General features: G+C 71.5%; 16 protein-coding genes. 8 read left to right on the top strand and 8 right to left on the bottom strand.

All coding sequences use genetic code 11. The features are described 5' to 3' along the window. Positions 1–27: 27 nt before the first annotated feature. The gene (locus ACZ60X_RS15760) at positions 28–366 is read right to left on the bottom strand and encodes an LAETG motif-containing sortase-dependent surface protein (protein WP_469598375.1); all 339 of its coding nucleotides are present in this window, start codon (positions 364–366) and stop codon (positions 28–30) included. Positions 367–475: 109 nt separating this feature from the next. Between ACZ60X_RS15760 and ACZ60X_RS15755 the strand changes: the two genes are divergently transcribed. The 3 genes from ACZ60X_RS15755 (at position 476) to ACZ60X_RS15745 (ending at position 6,025) form a co-directional block, all read left to right on the top strand. Next, the gene (locus ACZ60X_RS15755; protein ID WP_469598373.1) at positions 476–826 is read left to right on the top strand and encodes a hypothetical protein; all 351 of its coding nucleotides are present in this window, start codon (positions 476–478) and stop codon (positions 824–826) included. A gap of 230 nt (positions 827–1,056) precedes the next feature. Beyond that, complete coding sequence (locus ACZ60X_RS15750; RefSeq protein WP_469598371.1) at positions 1,057–2,298, top strand: L,D-transpeptidase; 1,242 nt, start codon at positions 1,057–1,059, stop codon at positions 2,296–2,298. Positions 2,299–2,791: 493 nt separating this feature from the next. Next, entirely contained in the window at positions 2,792–6,025 is a 3,234-nt protein-coding gene (locus tag ACZ60X_RS15745) for a S8 family serine peptidase (RefSeq protein WP_469598447.1), read from the top strand. Position 6,026: 1 nt separating this feature from the next. Here the strand turns inward: ACZ60X_RS15745 and ACZ60X_RS15740 are convergent, their stop codons facing one another. After that, a complete protein-coding gene (locus tag ACZ60X_RS15740; RefSeq protein ID WP_469598369.1) occupies positions 6,027–6,965 on the bottom strand; it encodes an MmyB family transcriptional regulator in 939 nt (312 codons plus the stop codon). A 168-nt stretch (positions 6,966–7,133) separates the two neighbouring features. Between ACZ60X_RS15740 and ACZ60X_RS15735 the strand changes: the two genes are divergently transcribed. After that, a complete protein-coding gene (locus tag ACZ60X_RS15735; protein ID WP_469598367.1) occupies positions 7,134–8,177 on the top strand; it encodes an NAD(P)-dependent alcohol dehydrogenase in 1,044 nt (347 codons plus the stop codon). Positions 8,178–8,496: 319 nt separating this feature from the next. Here the strand turns inward: ACZ60X_RS15735 and ACZ60X_RS15730 are convergent, their stop codons facing one another. Continuing rightward, complete coding sequence (locus ACZ60X_RS15730) at positions 8,497–9,615, bottom strand: hypothetical protein (protein ID WP_469598365.1); 1,119 nt, start codon at positions 9,613–9,615, stop codon at positions 8,497–8,499. A 223-nt stretch (positions 9,616–9,838) separates the two neighbouring features. Between ACZ60X_RS15730 and ACZ60X_RS15725 the strand changes: the two genes are divergently transcribed. Next, positions 9,839–10,993: a cystathionine gamma-synthase gene (locus ACZ60X_RS15725; RefSeq protein ID WP_469598363.1), complete on the top strand. Its 1,155-nt coding sequence runs from the start codon at positions 9,839–9,841 to the stop codon at positions 10,991–10,993. A gap of 25 nt (positions 10,994–11,018) precedes the next feature. Here ACZ60X_RS15725 and ACZ60X_RS15720 read toward each other — a convergent pair whose 3' ends face one another. The 3 genes from ACZ60X_RS15720 to ACZ60X_RS15710 all read right to left on the bottom strand — a co-directional run bounded on the left by ACZ60X_RS15720 (position 11,019) and on the right by ACZ60X_RS15710 (position 12,691). Further along, positions 11,019–11,267, bottom strand: coding sequence for a hypothetical protein (locus ACZ60X_RS15720; RefSeq protein ID WP_469598361.1), 249 nt, complete (start codon positions 11,265–11,267; stop codon positions 11,019–11,021). A 130-nt stretch (positions 11,268–11,397) separates the two neighbouring features. Further along, positions 11,398–11,901, bottom strand: a complete 504-nt coding sequence (locus ACZ60X_RS15715) for a sigma factor-like helix-turn-helix DNA-binding protein (protein WP_469598359.1) — start codon at positions 11,899–11,901, stop codon at positions 11,398–11,400. Positions 11,902–12,187: 286 nt separating this feature from the next. Further along, complete coding sequence (locus tag ACZ60X_RS15710; protein WP_469598445.1) at positions 12,188–12,691, bottom strand: MarR family winged helix-turn-helix transcriptional regulator; 504 nt, start codon at positions 12,689–12,691, stop codon at positions 12,188–12,190. 161 nt (positions 12,692–12,852) lie between these two features. On the opposite strand from ACZ60X_RS15710, the gene ilvA reads away from it, so the two are divergent. Next, complete coding sequence (gene ilvA / locus ACZ60X_RS15705) at positions 12,853–14,082, top strand: threonine ammonia-lyase (RefSeq protein ID WP_469598357.1); 1,230 nt, start codon at positions 12,853–12,855, stop codon at positions 14,080–14,082. A 136-nt stretch (positions 14,083–14,218) separates the two neighbouring features. Here the strand turns inward: ilvA and greA are convergent, their stop codons facing one another. Beyond that, positions 14,219–14,719, bottom strand: coding sequence for a transcription elongation factor GreA (greA, locus tag ACZ60X_RS15700; protein WP_469598355.1), 501 nt, complete (start codon positions 14,717–14,719; stop codon positions 14,219–14,221). 170 nt (positions 14,720–14,889) lie between these two features. Next, complete coding sequence (locus tag ACZ60X_RS15695) at positions 14,890–15,288, bottom strand: DUF4307 domain-containing protein (RefSeq protein ID WP_469598353.1); 399 nt, start codon at positions 15,286–15,288, stop codon at positions 14,890–14,892. A 103-nt stretch (positions 15,289–15,391) separates the two neighbouring features. Between ACZ60X_RS15695 and mca the strand changes: the two genes are divergently transcribed. Together mca and ACZ60X_RS15685 are read left to right on the top strand one after the other, a co-directional pair. Then, the gene (gene mca / locus ACZ60X_RS15690) at positions 15,392–16,273 is read left to right on the top strand and encodes a mycothiol conjugate amidase Mca (protein ID WP_469598350.1); all 882 of its coding nucleotides are present in this window, start codon (positions 15,392–15,394) and stop codon (positions 16,271–16,273) included. Beyond that, entirely contained in the window at positions 16,266–16,505 is a 240-nt protein-coding gene (locus ACZ60X_RS15685; protein WP_469598348.1) for a hypothetical protein, read from the top strand. The genes mca and ACZ60X_RS15685 overlap by 8 nt, the downstream gene beginning before the upstream one ends. The last annotated feature ends 4 nt before the right edge of the window (positions 16,506–16,509 follow it).

Raw genomic sequence — 16,509 nt, 5'->3', positions numbered from 1 at the left:
GGGCCCCCTCTGCACAGGCGAAGCAGGTCAGAAGCCCAGCCGCTCGCGGCGCACCGAATACACCACGAAGCCGGCGCCCACGGCGAGGAAGAGGGTGCCGCCGACGACGTACGGCGTGGTGTCGGGGCTGCCGGTGTCGGCGAGTTCGGTGGCGTCCGCCGCGTTCCGCGCGGTCTCCGAGGTCACCTGCGACACGGCGCGGGCCTGCTGGGTGAGCTGCGTCGTCGAGTACTCGGACACCGCCGCTCTGGCCTTGGTGTCCGCCGAGGAGTCCTGCGAGGCGTTCGCGGACGGGACGAACCACAGCGCGCAGAGCAGAGTGCCCGCGGCGGTGGCGGTCAGCAGCGGACGGCGAGCGGATGACACGGAATATCGATCCCCTTGTGACGCTGGCGAATTGGCCGTGTGGGGCGATGTTAGTGAAAGTCGCGGGTCACAGGAAAGTCACGGAAGCTTTCGGTCGTACGCTCGCGCCATGAACGCTGAAGAGACATCACGGTTTGTACGCCTTCGGGTGGAGCTGGTCCTCGAAGTGCAGGACGAGGACGAGGTGACCAAGGCCGCCCTGCGCCGCGTCGCGCAGGACTCGGAGCTGCCGCAGGCCGAGCGCACGCACGCCGAGGGCGCTGTGACGGAAGACACCGCCGAGGCCCTCGCCTATCTCGTGGACCCGTTCGACCTGGTCAGCGAGGTGCCCGGAATCGAGCTGCAGCAGGCGTCCTGGTCGAGCGAGCGGATCGAGTACGACCCCGATTCGCCCGAGTGGGACCTGGACGAGGATGATGGGGAGGGCGACGACGAGGGCGAAGCGGACGGCATGGGCTGAGCGTCCCGGGGGCAGATTCGACCCCGGACGGCAACCGCCGTCCGGGGTTTCGTCGTCTCACGGAGCGCACGGGCCGCCTCCCGCACCACAGCCGCACCCCCGCGGAACGTGGTGTGCCCCACAGATCCAGTGGGTGCGGAACGGGACGGCACGGCCGTAGCGTTGGACGTTTGAAGGTCTTACGGGGACTCTCGGGGATTCGCGACTCGGCAACGATGGAGAAGCTTGTGATGACGGACAGTAAGCGGCGCAAGGGTCTGATGACCGCGTCCGCCCTGCTCGGCAGTGTGCTGATGCTCTCGGCCTGTTCCGGCGGTGGCAAGGCCTCCGCCAGCGGCGACAGCTCGCAGGCCAAGGCCGACGCGGCCGCCGCGCAGAAGTCGTCCGAGGCGCAGATCACGATCACGCCCAAGGACGGCTCCGACAACGCCTCCATCAACAACTCCGCCGCCGTCACCGTCGCCAAGGGCACCCTCACCGGAGTGCAGATGACCACGCAGGACGGCAAGGCCGTCGCCGGTCAGCTCTCCGCCGACAAGCACAGCTGGAAGCCGACCGTCCAGCTGGACCGTTCCACCACGTACAAGGTCGCCGCCGAGGCCAAGGACTCCCAGGGCCGTGTGGCGCACGAGAACGCGTCCTTCACCACGGTCTCGCCGGCCAACAGCTTCATAGGCAGCTACACCCCGGACGACGGCTCCACGGTCGGTGTGGGCATGCCCGTGTCGTTGAACTTCGACAAGGCGATCACCAACAAGGCGGCCGTCCAGAAGGGCATCACCGTCACCTCCAGCAGCGGCCAGGAGGTCGTCGGCCACTGGTTCGGCGCCAACCGCCTGGACTTCCGGCCCGAGCAGTACTGGAAGGAGGGCTCCACCGTCACGGTGAAGCTCGCGCTCGACGGCGTCGAGGGCGCCAAGGGCGTCTACGGCGTCCAGCAGAAGACGGTCACCTTCCACATCGGCCGCAACCGGGTGTCGTACGTCGACGCCAAGACCAAGCAGATGAAGGTCACCCAGGACGGCAAGGTCGTCAAGACCATCCCGATCTCCGCCGGTTCGCCCCAGCACACCACCTACGAGGGCCAGATGGTGATCTCGGAGAAGTTCACCCAGACCCGGATGAACGGCGCGACGGTCGGCTTCACCGACTCCGACGGCAAGGGCGAGTACGACATCAAGGACGTGCCCCACGCCATGCGCCTGACCAGCTCCGGCACGTTCATCCACGGCAACTACTGGGGCGGGCCGTCGGTCTTCGGCAACGTCAACACCAGCCACGGCTGCGTCGGCCTGCAGGACGTGAAGGGCGCGGGCGACCCCAACATGCCGGCCGCGTGGTTCTACAGCAACTCGCTGATCGGTGACGTCGTGGTCGTGCAGAACACCGGCGACAAGACGGTCCAGCCGGACAACGGCCTCAACGGCTGGAACATGAACTGGGCGCAGTGGAAGGCCGGTTCGGCCGTCTGACGTCCCGTTCCCCACGGTTTCTGATGCCGCCCCCAGGGGCGGCATCAGTGTCTTTGGGCCTCCCTGGGGGCGGGCCGTGTTGTTCACCTACCTGAGGCGCGAACGAGCGCGAAGAAGGCGCCGCGGCCGGCCGCCATCCGCAAGGGAAAGATCACGGTAAGGGAGAACGCCGGGACCCGACCGCAGCCCCGGCGGCGGCGCAACACCGCGTTTTCCTGGGGAACTTCGCGGTCGTGTAACGGTGACCCGCCTGCCGGGTAACAGTTTCCCGGCCTTTCTCTTACCGCCCTCTCAATCGTTGAGGCGTTTGACGACCCCCCGGCATACTGCGTGATCCGGGGGGTGACCCATGCGTGCACGACCGCCCCCGGCCCGGGTGGACGGGGAATTCACCCGGCACTGACGTCTCCAGGGGGAGAACTTGCGCAGACAGGTGAAAAGCGCCGCCGCGGCCGGTGCGGCCGCGGCGGCGGTCGTCGCCCTCGCCACGGGTATGACCAGCCCGGCGCCGGCGCGCCCCACCCAGCGTCCGCCGACCGCCGCCACCGCGCTCACCGCGACGACCCGGGTCGCCCTCATCACCGGGGACCGGGTCACCCTGGACGCCAAGGGCCGGATCGTCGGGCTGGAGCGGGCCGAGGGCCGCGAGCACATACCGTTCCAGGTCCGCAGGACCGGCGGTCACACGCTCGTCGTCCCCGCCGACGCGGCCCGGCTGCTGGCCTCCGGCACGCTGGACCAGCGGCTGTTCGACATCACCGAGCTGAACAAGGCCGCCACCCGCAAGGCCCAGAAGAACGGCCTGAAGGTCATCGTCGGCTACCGCGACGGCGCCGCGACCGCGAAGGCGGACGTCCGTGACGCGGGGCGGCTGCGGCGCAGCCTGACCGCGCTCGACGCCGACGCCGTACAGACCCCGGTAGGCGACACCACGGCGCTGTGGCACGCCGTCACCAGCGGCGACAGCGCGGCCCCCGGCATCGCGCACGTCTGGCTCGACGGCGTCCGCAAGGCCTCCCTGGACCGGTCCGTGCCGCAGATCGGCGCCCCCGCCGCGTGGCGCACCGGCTACACCGGCAAGGGCGTGAAGGTCGCCGTCCTCGACACCGGCGTCGACACCGGTGTCGAGGACCTGACGGGCCAGGTGATCGCGTCCAGGAACTTCACCGGCGCCAAGGACGCCGACGACCACTTCGGGCACGGCACCCACGTCGCCTCCATCGTCGCGGGCACCGGCGCCGAGTCCGGCGGCAGGTACAAGGGCGTCGCACCGGACGCCGAGATCCTCAACGGCAAGGTCCTGGACGACACCGGCTCCGGTGAGGACTCCGGCATCCTCGCCGGCATGGAGTGGGCAGCCGCCCAGGGCGCCCAGGTCGTCAACCTCAGCCTCGGCGGCTACGACAGCCCCGGCGTTGACCCCCTCGAAGCCGAGGTGAACAAACTGTCCGGGACCAGGGGCATCCTGTTCGCGGTCGCCGCGGGCAACGACGGTCCCCACTCGCTCGGCTCACCGGGCAGCGCGGACGCCGCGCTCACCGTCGGCGCCGTCGACGACAAGGACCGGCTCGCCGACTTCTCCGCCACCGGCCCGCGCGCCGGCGACGGCGCGATCAAACCGGACGTGACCGCGCCCGGCGTGGACATCACCGCCGCCGCGGCGCGGGACAGCGTCCTCGGCCACGAGGTCGGCGAGAAGCCCGAGGGCTACCTGTCCCTGTCCGGCACCTCGATGGCCACCCCGCATGTCGCGGGCGCCGCCGCGATCCTGAAGCAGGAGCACCCCGACTGGGGCTACGCCGAGCTGAAGAGCGCGCTGACCGGCTCCGCCAAGGGCGGCGCCTACACGCCGTTCCAGCAGGGCGCCGGCCGTGTCGCCGTCGACAGGGCCATCGCCCAGACGGTCATCGCCGACCCCGTCTCGGTGAACTTCGGCGTCCAGCAGTGGCCGCACACCGACGACAGGCCGGTCACCAGGAAGGTGACGTACCGCAACCTCGGCGACCAGCCCGTCACCCTCACCCTGAGCAGCACCGCCACCGACCCCCGCGGCAAGCCCGCCCCGGCGGGCCTCTTCACGCTCGGCGCCTCACGCGTGACGGTCCCGGCACACGGCACGGCCTCCGTCGGCCTCACCGCCGACACCCGGCCGGGCGGCGCCGTCGACGGCGCCTACTCCGCGTACGTGACCGCGACCGGCGACGGCCAGAGCGTACGCACGGCCGCGGCGGTCACGCGCGAGGTGGAGTCGTACGACGTCACGCTGAAGGTCATCGGACGCGACGGCAAGCCCGCGAAGTACTACAGCGCGGGCCTCGACGGCGTCGCCGGTCTCGCGGAGGGCACGCAGCAGAGCCCGTACGACCCGTCCGGCACGGTGAGGGTGCGCGTGCCCAAGGGCACCTACATCCTCAACTCCTACGTCTACCGGGACAAGGACGGCACCGGGGGCACCGACTGGATCGCCCAGCCCAGGCTGACCGTCACCAGGAAGCAGACGATCACCCTCGACGCGCGCACCACGAAGCCGGTCGACATCACCGTCCCGGCCAAGGGCGTCACGTCACGGTTCGCCTACCCCGGGTACGCCGTCACGCTCGGCAGCGGCCAGTACGGCTACGGCGCCTTCCTGGACTCGTACCGGAACTTCCGCAGCGCCCACCTGGGCCCGCCGCTGCCCGCCGGGTCGCTGTACCAGCAGTGGGACGGCCACTGGACCAAGGGCGCGAGCGAGGAGTACGACATCACGACCGGCGCCCCGGTCAGTCAGCTCGCCACGGGCTACACCAAGCACTTCACGGCGGGCGAGCTGGCCACCGTCAAGGCCCGGCTCGGTGCCGCCGCGAGCGGCAAGACCGGCTCGCTCAGCGCCGTCGGCTGGCTGCCCGGCGCGGACGGCGCCACCTCCATCAGCTTCCAGCAGAAGCTGCCCGGCACCCGGACCCTGCACCTGTCCGCCACGGGCGGGGTGAACTGGCAGCTGCACTTCACCCAGAACGACGGCGCCGGACCGGGCGCGGTCCCCGACACGGACTACCAGATCGGCGAGTTCACGTTCAAGGCCGGCCGCACCTACACCAAGACCGTCAACACCGCCGTCTTCGCCCCGCACGTCGGAGCCGGCCTGGGGCTGTTCCGCGACGGCGACAAGATCTACGGCTCGCTGCCGCTGTTCGCCGACTCCGGCAGACACGCCGGGTACTCCGACTTCACCTCGGTGAAGACGACCCTGTACCGCGACGGCACCGTGGTCGGCTCCAACGACGACCCGCTGCTCGGCGAGAAGGCCTTCACGGTGCCGGCCGGTGACGCCGCCTACCGGCTGACCACCTCGGTCGCGCGCTCGGCGCGGGTCGCGCGCGCCTCCTCCCGGATCGACGCGACCTGGACCTTCCGCTCCCGCGAGCCGTCCGGCGACTTCGCCGAACTGCCGGCCTCCGCCCTGCGCTACGGCGTCCGGACCGGCCTGGACAGCAGCGTCCCCGCCGGCCGGACGGTCACCTTCCCGGTCACCGTCGAGGGCGCGGCCGCGGGCCGGAACCTGAAGTCCCTGACGGTCTACGTCTCCTACGACGGCAGGACCTTCACGAAGGTCGACGTCCGCGCCGGGAGGATCACCCTGAGGAATCCCGCGAAGGGCAGGTTCCTCTCCCTGCGCGCCAGGATCGCCGACAGACAGGGCAACACCTCGGACATCACCGTCTGGGACGCGTACGGGGGCAGTTGAGTCACGGCACGGACGGGGCCGGGCGCGTCGCGTCCGTGCCCCAGCTGGCCAGCAGCCGCAGGGAGTCGGCGGAGACGGAGCCCGGCTCGGCGTGGTAGGTGATCAGGGACTGCTCGGAGCCGTCCGCCAGCCGGAAGGACTCGAAGTTCAGGGCCAGGTCCCCGACCAGCGGATGGTGCAGCTGCTTGACGCCGTGGCTCTTCTCCTTGACGTCGTGGGTGGCCCACAGCCGCCGGAACTCCTCGCTCTTGACCGAGAGTTCGCCCACCAGCGCCGACAGCCGCGGGTCGTCGGGGTGGCAGCCGGCGTCCATGCGCAGCGAGCACACGATGTCGATCGCCTTCTGCTGCCAGTCCACGAACAACTCGCGGTACTCGGGCCGCAGGAAGACCAGCCGCGCCCAGTTCCGCTCGTGCGGCGCCAGCTCCGCCCAGTCGCCGAAGAGCGCCGCCGCCATCCGGTTCCACGCGAGGATCTCCGAGCGCCGCCCGGCGATGTACGCCGGCACGCCCTCCATCGTGTCCAGCAGCTGCCGCAGCGCCGGCCGCACCTGCTGCTGGCGCGCCGCCGGCTTCTTCTTGAGCGCCGCCGGCTTCGCCAGATGGGTGAGGTGGGCGTGCTCGGCGTCCGACAGCCGCAGGGCGCGGGCGATCGCGTCCAGCACCTCCGCCGAGACGTTCCGGCCGTTGCCCTGCTCCAGCCGCGTGTAGTACGCCACCGACACCCCGGCCAGCTGCGCCAGCTCCTCGCGGCGCAGCCCCGGCACCCGGCGGTGCCGGCCGAAATCCGGCAGTCCCACGTCCTCCGGCTTCAGCCGGGCCCGCCTGCTGCGCAGGAACTCGCTCAGCTCGGCGCGCCGGTCCAGGGCGTGCCCCGGACCGGCCGCGGCCGTGTCCTGCGCCTGCCCGCCGTACCCGCCCTGTGCGTCGCTGTGCTCCATGCCTCCAGTATTCCTGGTGGTACGCACGTCATCCTGACCCCGCCAGTAGTACGCACACCGGTCGTACGCAGGACCGTGACCTGGGTGGACGGCGGCGGATGGGGCACTCTGGGACGGTGCCCGGCCGAAGGCGGCCGGGCGCGAGACACCCTCTAGGAGAACCCTGGCATGACCACTGTTGCTGCGTACGCCGCGCCCGCCGCGAAGGCCCCGCTGGAGCGGACGACCATCGAGCGGCGCGCGGTCGGCGAGTTCGACGTCCTGATCGACATCAAGTTCGCCGGTATCTGCCACTCCGACATCCACCAGGTCCGCGACGGCTGGCGGCCCGGCACCTTCCCGATGGTGCCCGGCCACGAGATCGCGGGCGTCGTCAGCGAGGTGGGCGCCGGCGTGACGAGGTTCGCCGTCGGCGACCGGGTGGGCGTCGGCTGCATGGTCGACTCCTGCCGCGAGTGCGACAACTGCAAGGCCGGCCTGCAGCAGTACTGCTCGGGCGGCGGCCCGACCTGGACGTACAACGGCACCGGCAAGGACGGGCAGCCGACGTACGGCGGTTACGCGCAGAAGATCGTCGTGGACGAGAACTTCGTCGTCCGTATCCCCGACGGTCTCGCCCTGGACGTGGCCGCCCCGCTGCTCTGCGCCGGCATCACCACCTACTCGCCGCTGCGCCACTGGAACGCCGGCCCCGGCAAGAAGGTCGCCGTCGTCGGCCTCGGCGGTCTCGGGCACGTGGCCGTGAAGCTCGCGCACGCGCTCGGCGCGGAGGTCACCGTCCTGTCGCAGTCCCTGCGCAAGAAGGACGACGGCCTGAAGCTCGGCGCCGACCACTACCACGCCACCAGCGACCCGAAGACCTTCGAGGAACTGGCCGGCACGTTCGACCTGATCCTGAACACGGTCTCGGCCCCGCTCGACTTCGCCGCCTACTTCTCCCTGCTGCGCACCGACGGCAGCCTGGTCAACGTGGGCCTGCCGGAGGAGCCGGTCCAGATCGTCCTGCAGACCCTGTCCGGCGGCCGCCGCAGCCTGAGCAGCTCCAGCATCGGCGGCATCCCCGAGACCCAGGAGATGCTGGACTTCTGCGCCGAGCACGGCATCGGCGCCGAGATCGAGCTGATCGGCGCGCAGGAGATCAACGAGGCGTACGAGCGGGTGCTGTCGAGCGACGTCCGCTACCGCTTCGTGATCGACACGGCCACGATCTGAGCCGCGTGAGCGAGGGGCCCCGGCGGAAGGTGCCGCCGGGGCCCCTCAGCGGACCCGGAACCTGCGAACCGCCCCCGGACGCGCCTCGACCGCCGCGCGGACCTGTTCCAGCGCCCCGAACCCCTCCCGGGCCCCGGCGCCCACGCCCGCGAGCGCGGCACTTCCGGTCGCACACCGATGCCACCCCGCTGCACGGCAGACACCCGCTGCTCCTGCTGTCGCCCGGCTTTGCCATGCCCCGCACGGAGATCACCAGATTCGCCGAGGACCTGGCCGGCCGAGGCTGCGTCGTCGCCCTGGTCGACCACACGTCGGCCGCTCAGCGCGGCAGGCTCGCCGGGCTGCCGCCGTTGGCCTCGTAACCGGCTACCGCCAGCGCGCGGTAGACGGCGAACTCGGCGGCCGGGTCCGCGGACAGGGTCCAGGGCAGGGCGCCGACGTGCCCGTCGACGTGTATCAGCTGCTGCATGGCCTCCGCCCAGCGCTCGGCGCGGACCAGGAAGAAGATCAGCAGATGGCGGACGTGCGCGAGCATCGGGTCGTCGGGGCGGGCCGCGTGCACCGCGTGCAGGGCGCCGTGCATCGCCTTCGTGACGACCTCGCTGCGGTAGAAGCCCGCCACCAGGTTGACCTCGGGGAGGTGCTCGAAGACCGCGAAGAGCGGCAGCGCGGCGAGCAGCGAGCCCCGCGGGGCGCGGGCGGCGGCGGCCTCGGTGAAGGAGTACGCCAGCTCGCGGGAACCGTGCCACTTCTCGCACCAGTAGTGCAGCGCCGCCAGGTGTGCGCCCATGTGATGCGGAGTGCGATCGAGGATCTTCAGCCAGAGCTGCTCGAACTCCGCCTGGGGATAGGCCAGTCCACGCGCGATGGACAGCTCGATGATGTACGGCACGGGGTCGCCGGGTGCCAGCAGCGCCGCCTGCCCGCACGTCTCCCGCGCCTCCTCCATGATGATCCGGAAGTCGTCCGTGCCCGGTGACGACGTACGCCACGCCTGCTGCACCAGGAACTCGGCGTGCACCGCGGCACCGCCGGCGTCCTTGGGTTGCTCGGCCCGCCACACCCGCAGCCACTGGCCGCCCGGCGTCTCGTGCACCCCTCCGGGCCGCTGCTGCAGCTCCAGCGCGGCGGCGCCCGCGAAGGCCTGCACGCGCTGCCAGCGCTGCTCGCCCTCCTTCTCGGTGCCGGCCAGCAGCTGCGCGGCCGCGCGATAGTCCTGCGTGCGCTGCACCAGCTCCAGCACGTCCAGCAGGTCCTGGTCCGGGCCCGGCATGCGCACGTCCAGCTCTTCCTGGCGCACGAAGCCGTAGTCCGCCGGGTCGGCGGCGTCAGGGTGTCCCGGGGGGACCTGCTCGATCACCCCGCGCCTGCGCCGCAGGAACGGGAGCAGGACGAAGCTCAGCATGAGCAGCGCCATCAGCAGCCAGAGAATCGCCATGCCTCAAGCGAACCAGACGCCGCCGACAAAAGGCCAACCCCGCCGCGAGGCTGTGGACAACTCCCGTCCAGGGCATGACAGGCAGCCCCTCGTGCGGCGGCACGGCCGAGGGGGGGAGGCCGCCTCGTCGGCACAGGGAAATCCCTTCGTTCCGCACACCCCGCCGTGCTCCTCCCGCCCGGCGGGCGACGGCATCCGGTCAGGCGCATTACGCTCGGTGCTCATGAGCGACAGGCACATCAGTCAGCACTTCGAGACCCTCGCGATCCACGCCGGCAACACCGCGGATCCCCTCACCGGCGCGGTCGTCCCGCCCATCTACCAGGTGTCGACCTACAAGCAGGACGGCGTCGGCGGGCTGCGCGGCGGTTACGAGTACAGCCGCAGCGCCAACCCCACCCGTACCGCCCTGGAGGAGAACCTCGCCGCGCTGGAGGGGGGCCGTCGCGGCCTCGCGTTCGCCTCCGGTCTCGCGGCCGAGGACACCCTGCTGCGCACGCTGCTGACCCCCGGCGACCACGTCGTCATCCCCAACGACGCCTACGGCGGCACCTTCCGCCTCTTCGCCAAGGTCGCCACCCGCTGGGGCGTGGAATGGTCCGTCGCCGACACCAGCGACCCGGCCGCCGTCCGCGCCGCGCTCACCGCGAAGACCAAGGCCGTCTGGGTGGAGACCCCCTCCAACCCGCTGCTCGGCATCACCGACATCGCCGCCGTCGCCCAGGTCGCCCACGACGCGGGCGCGAGGCTCGTCGTCGACAACACCTTCGCCACGCCCTACCTCCAGCAGCCGCTGTCGCTCGGCGCGGACGTCGTCGTGCACTCCCTGACCAAGTACATGGGCGGGCACTCGGACGTGGTCGGCGGCGCGCTGATCGTGTCCGACCAGGCGCTCGGCGAGGAACTGGCCTACCACCAGAACGCGATGGGCGCCGTCGCCGGCCCCTTCGACTCCTGGCTGGTGCTGCGCGGCACCAAGACCCTCGCGGTGCGCATGGACCGGCACAGCGAGAACGCCACGAAGATCGCCGACATGCTGACCCGGCACGCGCGCGTGACGCACGTGCTCTACCCCGGCCTGCCCGACCACCCCGGCCACGAGGTCGCCGCCAAGCAGATGCGGGCGTTCGGCGGCATGGTGTCCTTCCGCGTCGAGGGCGGCGAGGAGGCCGCCGTCGAGGTCTGCAACCGCGCGAAGGTGTTCACCCTCGGCGAGTCGCTCGGCGGTGTGGAGTCCCTGATCGAGCACCCCGGCCGGATGACGCACGCCTCCGCGGCGGGCTCCGCGCTGGAGGTCCCCGCCGACCTGGTGCGCCTGTCGGTCGGCATCGAGAACGTCGACGACCTGCTCCAGGACCTCCAGCAGGCCCTGAGCTGAGCCACCCCCCACCCGCACCCGCCGCTCACCAGCCGGTGAGCGGCGGGGTCGTCTGGGAGGGCGGCTGCGTCCACGGGTGCACGCGGGCCGCCCACACGCCGAACGCGACGGCCGCGGCCCACGCCAGCAGCCACAGCACCCGTCGGACCTGCTGTGCTCGCCGCAGCAGGCGCTCGCCGCGCCGCACCGCCTGCGCGCACAGGTCCGGCGGCACCGGTGCCGGGGCCCGCTCCATGATCCGCCGTACGGCGGCCTCCCGTTCGGCCCGGTTCACGATGCCCTCCCCGCGCGCGTGGTGCCGCGCGTACCGCGTCGCGCAGGGCTCATCGCGTCCTCCACGCCCTCCACACGCGCGCGTGCACGGCTCGTCACGGCAGCGCACTCCTCATGACGACAGCGCTGCCTCACGACGGCGCCGCCTTCGTGCCCACCGCGCGTGGGGGTACCGGACGGGCCGGGTGCAGCACGGTGGCGGTCGCGCGGTCGCAGATGGTGTGCACGCGCTCGGTCGGCAGCCCCAGCAGGGCCGCCGTCTGCTGCTCGGCGACGCCCTCGTAGAGCCGCAGCACCAGGATCAGCCGTTCCCGCGGGTCGAGGTCGGCGAGCGGGCTGCGCGGATCGGGCCGGGCGCGCCCGAGGACGGCGTACCGGCGCCAGGTCGCGCGCGCGAAGCGGTCGGCGAGGTGTCGGCGGGCGCAGTCGTACGGATCCTCGCCGCGCAGCCGTTCCCAGCGCGCGTAGGTGTGGGCGAGCGCGTGCGTCAGCAGGCGCCGCGCGCGCGGGTTGGCGTCCGGCGCCTCCGCGGTGAGCAGCGTGGCGGCGTGCAGCAGGCGCCCCGCGGCGCCCGCGACGAACGCCTCGAACTCCCGGGCCCGGCGGGCATTTCGGGCCATCTGCCGCTCACGCACCGTGCCTCCCCCTGCCGGGGGCCCTGTCCGGTACGGGACAGGTGAACCGCGTACGACGCAGGACCCGGTCTCATATGAGGGCAGCCGCGCCCCCGGGTCAAGAGGCCGGAACCCACCGGCCGGCACGGCGCCGGCCCCGGCACACCGGCCACGCCCGGGCGACCCACGCGGATCATGCAAGGCACCCTGTACGCCGGCCCTCCGCGGGCAGCCCACACGCGGGCGGCCGGGGTGGCAGCCACCCGCACGCCACCCGCGCGTCCGCGATCGGCTGGCGCCCGCGTGGTCAGGAGGCCGGCTGCTGTTCCGCCGGCGCGGTGCCCGGTGCCATGCGGGCGGACAGGGCGCGGTTGAAGCGGGTGAGCAGCGAGCAGAACTGCTCGCGCTCCTGCGGCTCCCAGTCCTCGGTCAGCTCGGCCATCAGCTGACGCCTGGAGCCGCGCACCTCCTCCAGCCGGGCCGCCCCGCGCGGGGACAGCTGCAGCACCACGGCCCGCCCGTCCTCGGGGTGCGAGGTGCGCTTGACGAGCCCGGTGTCGACCAGCGGGGCCACCTGCCGGGTGACCGTGGAGGAGTCGATGCCCATGCTCGCGGCCAGCGCCTTCACGCCCATCGGACCTTCCCGGTCGAGGCGGTTGAGCAGCAGGTACGCCGCGCGGTCCATGGAGTTGCGCACGTGCCCGACACCCCCGAGCCGCGTCTGTTCGGCACGGCGCGCGAACACCGCCACCTCGTGCTGGAGGGTGTCGAGGAGGCCGGTGTCACCGACGGTCGTCATGTCCATCGACATTTCAGGTGTTGTGGGCATGGCCGGAGGCTCGCTTCATGAAGGGCTGCTGGTTGGGGGACAGGGTACGCGGCCCGGGCGCGGACCGTACCGGCCCGGAGCAAACCGGTCTCGGAGCTTGGTCACACCCGCCGCGTACGTCCGTGAACTGCGATGCTGGAGTCATGAGCTACGGCACGGCTGACTCCTTGCGTTCCGTCACCCTCGACGACGTGCGCGGCGCCCAGAAGATGCTCTCGGGTGTGGCACGGGTGACCGCGATGGAGGGCAGCCGCCACCTGTCCCAGCTGGTCGGCGCGCCGGTGCACCTCAAGTGCGAGAACCTCCAGCGGACCGGCTCGTTCAAGCTGCGCGGCGCCTACGTACGGATCGCCGGGCTGCTGCCGGAGGAGCGGGCGGCCGGGGTGGTCGCGGCGAGCGCCGGCAACCACGCGCAGGGCGTGGCACTGGCGTCCTCGCTGCTGGGCGTGCACGCCACGGTGTTCATGCCGAAGGGCGCGCCGCTGCCGAAGATCAGCGCGACCCGCGACTACGGCGCGGAGGTGCGCCTGCACGGCCAGGTGGTGGACGAGACGCTGGCCGCCGCCGAGGAGTACGCGGCCGCGACGGGCGCGGTGCTCATCCACCCCTTCGACCACCCGGACGTCATCGCCGGTCAGGGCACGGTCGGCCTGGAGATCCTGGAGCAGTGCCCGGAGGTGCGCACGATCGTCGTGGGCGTCGGCGGCGGCGGGCTCGCGGCCGGCATCGCGGTGGCGGTGAAGGCGATCCGCCCGGACGTCAGGATCGTCGGCGTGCAGGCGGAGGGCGCGGCGGCCTATCCCCCCTCGCTGTCCGCCGGGCACCCGGTGTCGGTGCAGAACCCGGCGACGATGGCCGACGGCATCAAGGTGGGACGGCCCGGGGTGGTGCCGTTCGGGATCGTCAAGGACCTGGTCGACGAGGTGCGCACGGTCAGCGAGGGCCGGCTGTCGGCCGCGCTGCTGCTGTGCCTGGAGCGGGCCAAGCTGGTCGTGGAACCGGCCGGGGCGAGCCCCGTGGCGGCGCTGCTGGCCGCGCCGGACGCCTTCGAGGGCCCGGTGGTCGCGGTGCTCTCCGGCGGGAACGTCGACCCGGTGCTGTTGCAGCGCGTACTGCGGCACGGCATGGCCGCGCAGGGGCGCTACCTGGCCGTCCGGCTGCGGCTGACGGACCGCCCCGGCGCGCTCGCCACGCTGCTCGGCGTGCTGTCGTCGGCCGACGCGAACGTCCTCGACGTGAGCCACGTACGCACCGATCCGCGGCTCGGGCTCACCGAGGCGGAGGTGGAGCTGCACCTCGAGACCAAGGGCCCGGTGCACTGCGCGGAGGTCGGCCACGCCCTGCGGGACGCGGGTTACACGGTCATCGACTGAGCCGCCGGCTTGCACGTACCGCTCGCCCCGCCGCCCGACGGCGCCGGCGCTCCGCCCCCGGGTACGGCGAAGCCCCCGGCCGTCCGCGCGACGCGGCGGACGGCCGGGGGCCCGATGACCGGGAAGGCCTGGCGGGTCAGCCCGAGTACGGCTCGGCCTTCAGGATCCGCACCGAGGCCTTCTTGCCGTTCGGCAGCTCGTACTCCGCGTCCTCGCCGACCTTGTGGCCGATGACGCCGGCGCCGAGCGGGGACTGCGGGGAGTAGGTCTCGATGTCGTCGCTCGCGTACTCACGGGAGGCGAGCAGGAACTCGAGCGTGTCGTCCTCGTCACCGTCGAAGGCGATCGTGACGACCATGCCCGGCGCGACGGCACCGTCGGCGGAGGCCGGAGCCTCGCCCACCTTGGCGTTCTCGAGAAGCTGGGTCAGCTGCCGCACACGCAGCTCCTGCTTGCCCTGCTCCTCCTTGGCCGCGTGGTACCCGCCGTTCTCGCGCAGGTCGCCCTCCTCGCGCGCGGCCGCGATCTTGGCGGCGATCTCCGTGCGCGCAGGACCAGAAAGGTACTCAAGCTCGGCCCGGAGCTTGTCGTACGCCTCCTGGGTCAGCCAGGTGACGCTCTCACTGGTCTGGGTCACAGGGTGCTCCTCGTCGGTACTGGGAATACAAAGCATCGCCCTACCCAGAAGAATGTTCCCTCTTGGGTGGGCGAAACCACGAGCCTAACAATTCAGTGGCCAAAGGGGGAGGACATAAGCCATCAGAATCACATCCACGCAGGTGGGCGGGTACCCGTTCCGGTGATGGATCAACCCGTGTGGCAGCCGAGAAGCTCGGCCGTGGTGCCCTTCGCCGTGGTACGGAGCGTGACGACCTGGTCGATCCGTGTGGCCTTCCCGCTGAAGCGGAAGTCCGCCCGGCCCACCTCGGAGCCGTCCGCCGCCTGGGAGCGCAGCGTGCAGTAGCCGTCGGCGCCGGAGTCCTTGCGGACCTCCAGATGCACCCTGACCGCGCTGTCCGAGGCCTCGAAGGTGATCACCTGGGCGCTGATCTTCGTCTCGACGACGTAGTGGTAGGCGAAGTAGCCGACGACGGCCAGCAGCAGGGCGCCCAGCACGATCGCGGCGGTGCGGAGCCTGCCGTCGGCACGCTCGTCCGAGGAACGGCCGTAGCGGCCCTCGGGCAGCCGCGTGCTCGCCGTACTCATGATCGTCCTCTCCGCGGAATTATTCGCCCCCCGATTCGGTCACTATAGAAGCCGCCGACTGCACCCCATGCCGCGGGGCGCCGACTTAACCGAGGATTGAGTCTTGACTGACCAGCTGCGACTGATGGCCGTACACGCGCACCCCGACGACGAGTCCAGCAAGGGCGCGGCCACGATGGCGAAGTACGTGTCCGAGGGGGTGGAGGTGCTGGTGGTGACCTGCACCGGCGGAGAGCGCGGGTCCATCCTCAATCCCAGGCTCCAGGGCGACGCGTACATCGAGGAGCACATCCACGAGGTGCGCAAGAGGGAGATGGACGAGGCCCGCGAGATCCTCGGCGTCAAGCAGGAGTGGCTCGGCTTCGTCGACTCGGGACTGCCCGAGGGCGACCCGCTGCCCCCGCTGCCCGAGGGCTGCTTCGCCCTGGAGGACGTGGACAAGGCGGCCGGTGAGCTGGTCCGCAAGATCCGTGCCTTCCGCCCCCAGGTGATCACCACCTACGACGAGAACGGCGGCTACCCGCACCCCGACCACATCATGACCCACAAGATCTCCATGGTGGCGTTCGAGGGCGCGGCGGACGCCGAGAAGTACCCCGAAGCGGAGTTCGGCCCCGCCTGGCAGGCGCAGAAGCTCTACTACAACCAGGGCTTCAACCGCCCGCGCACCGAGGCGCTGCACAACGCGATGCTGGAGCGCGGCCTGGAGTCGCCGTACGGGGACTGGCTCAAGCGCTGGAAGGAGTTCGAGCGCGCCGAGCGCACGCTGACCACGCACATTCCGTGCGCGGACTTCTTCGAGATCCGGGACAAGGCGCTGATCGCGCACGCCACGCAGATCGACCCGGACGGCGGCTGGTTCAAGGTGCCGATGGACCTCCAGAAGGAGGTCTGGCCGACGGAGGAGTACGAGCTGGCGAAGTCTCTGGTCGATACCTCCCTCCCCGAGGACGACCTCTTCGCGGGCATCCGGGACAATGCCTGACATGAGCGCAAGCGTGAGCCTGGCAGTGACGCACCTCGTCCCCCTGGCCAAGGATCTTGACCAGAACAAGGTCACCCCCGGTGTCCTCGGCTTCATCGTCTTCGCGGTGATGGCCCTGGCCGTGTGGGGCCTGATGAAGTCGATGAGCAAGCACATGGGGAAGGTCGACTTCAAGGAGGCTCCGGACCCGGAGGCGAAGCAGAAGGCGGACTCCGCGGCACAGCAGGGCTGACCCG

It is taken from the genome of Streptomyces sp. NPDC104106, from assembly GCF_055584345.1.
This window is presented reverse-complemented; position numbering and strand designations above follow the sequence as displayed.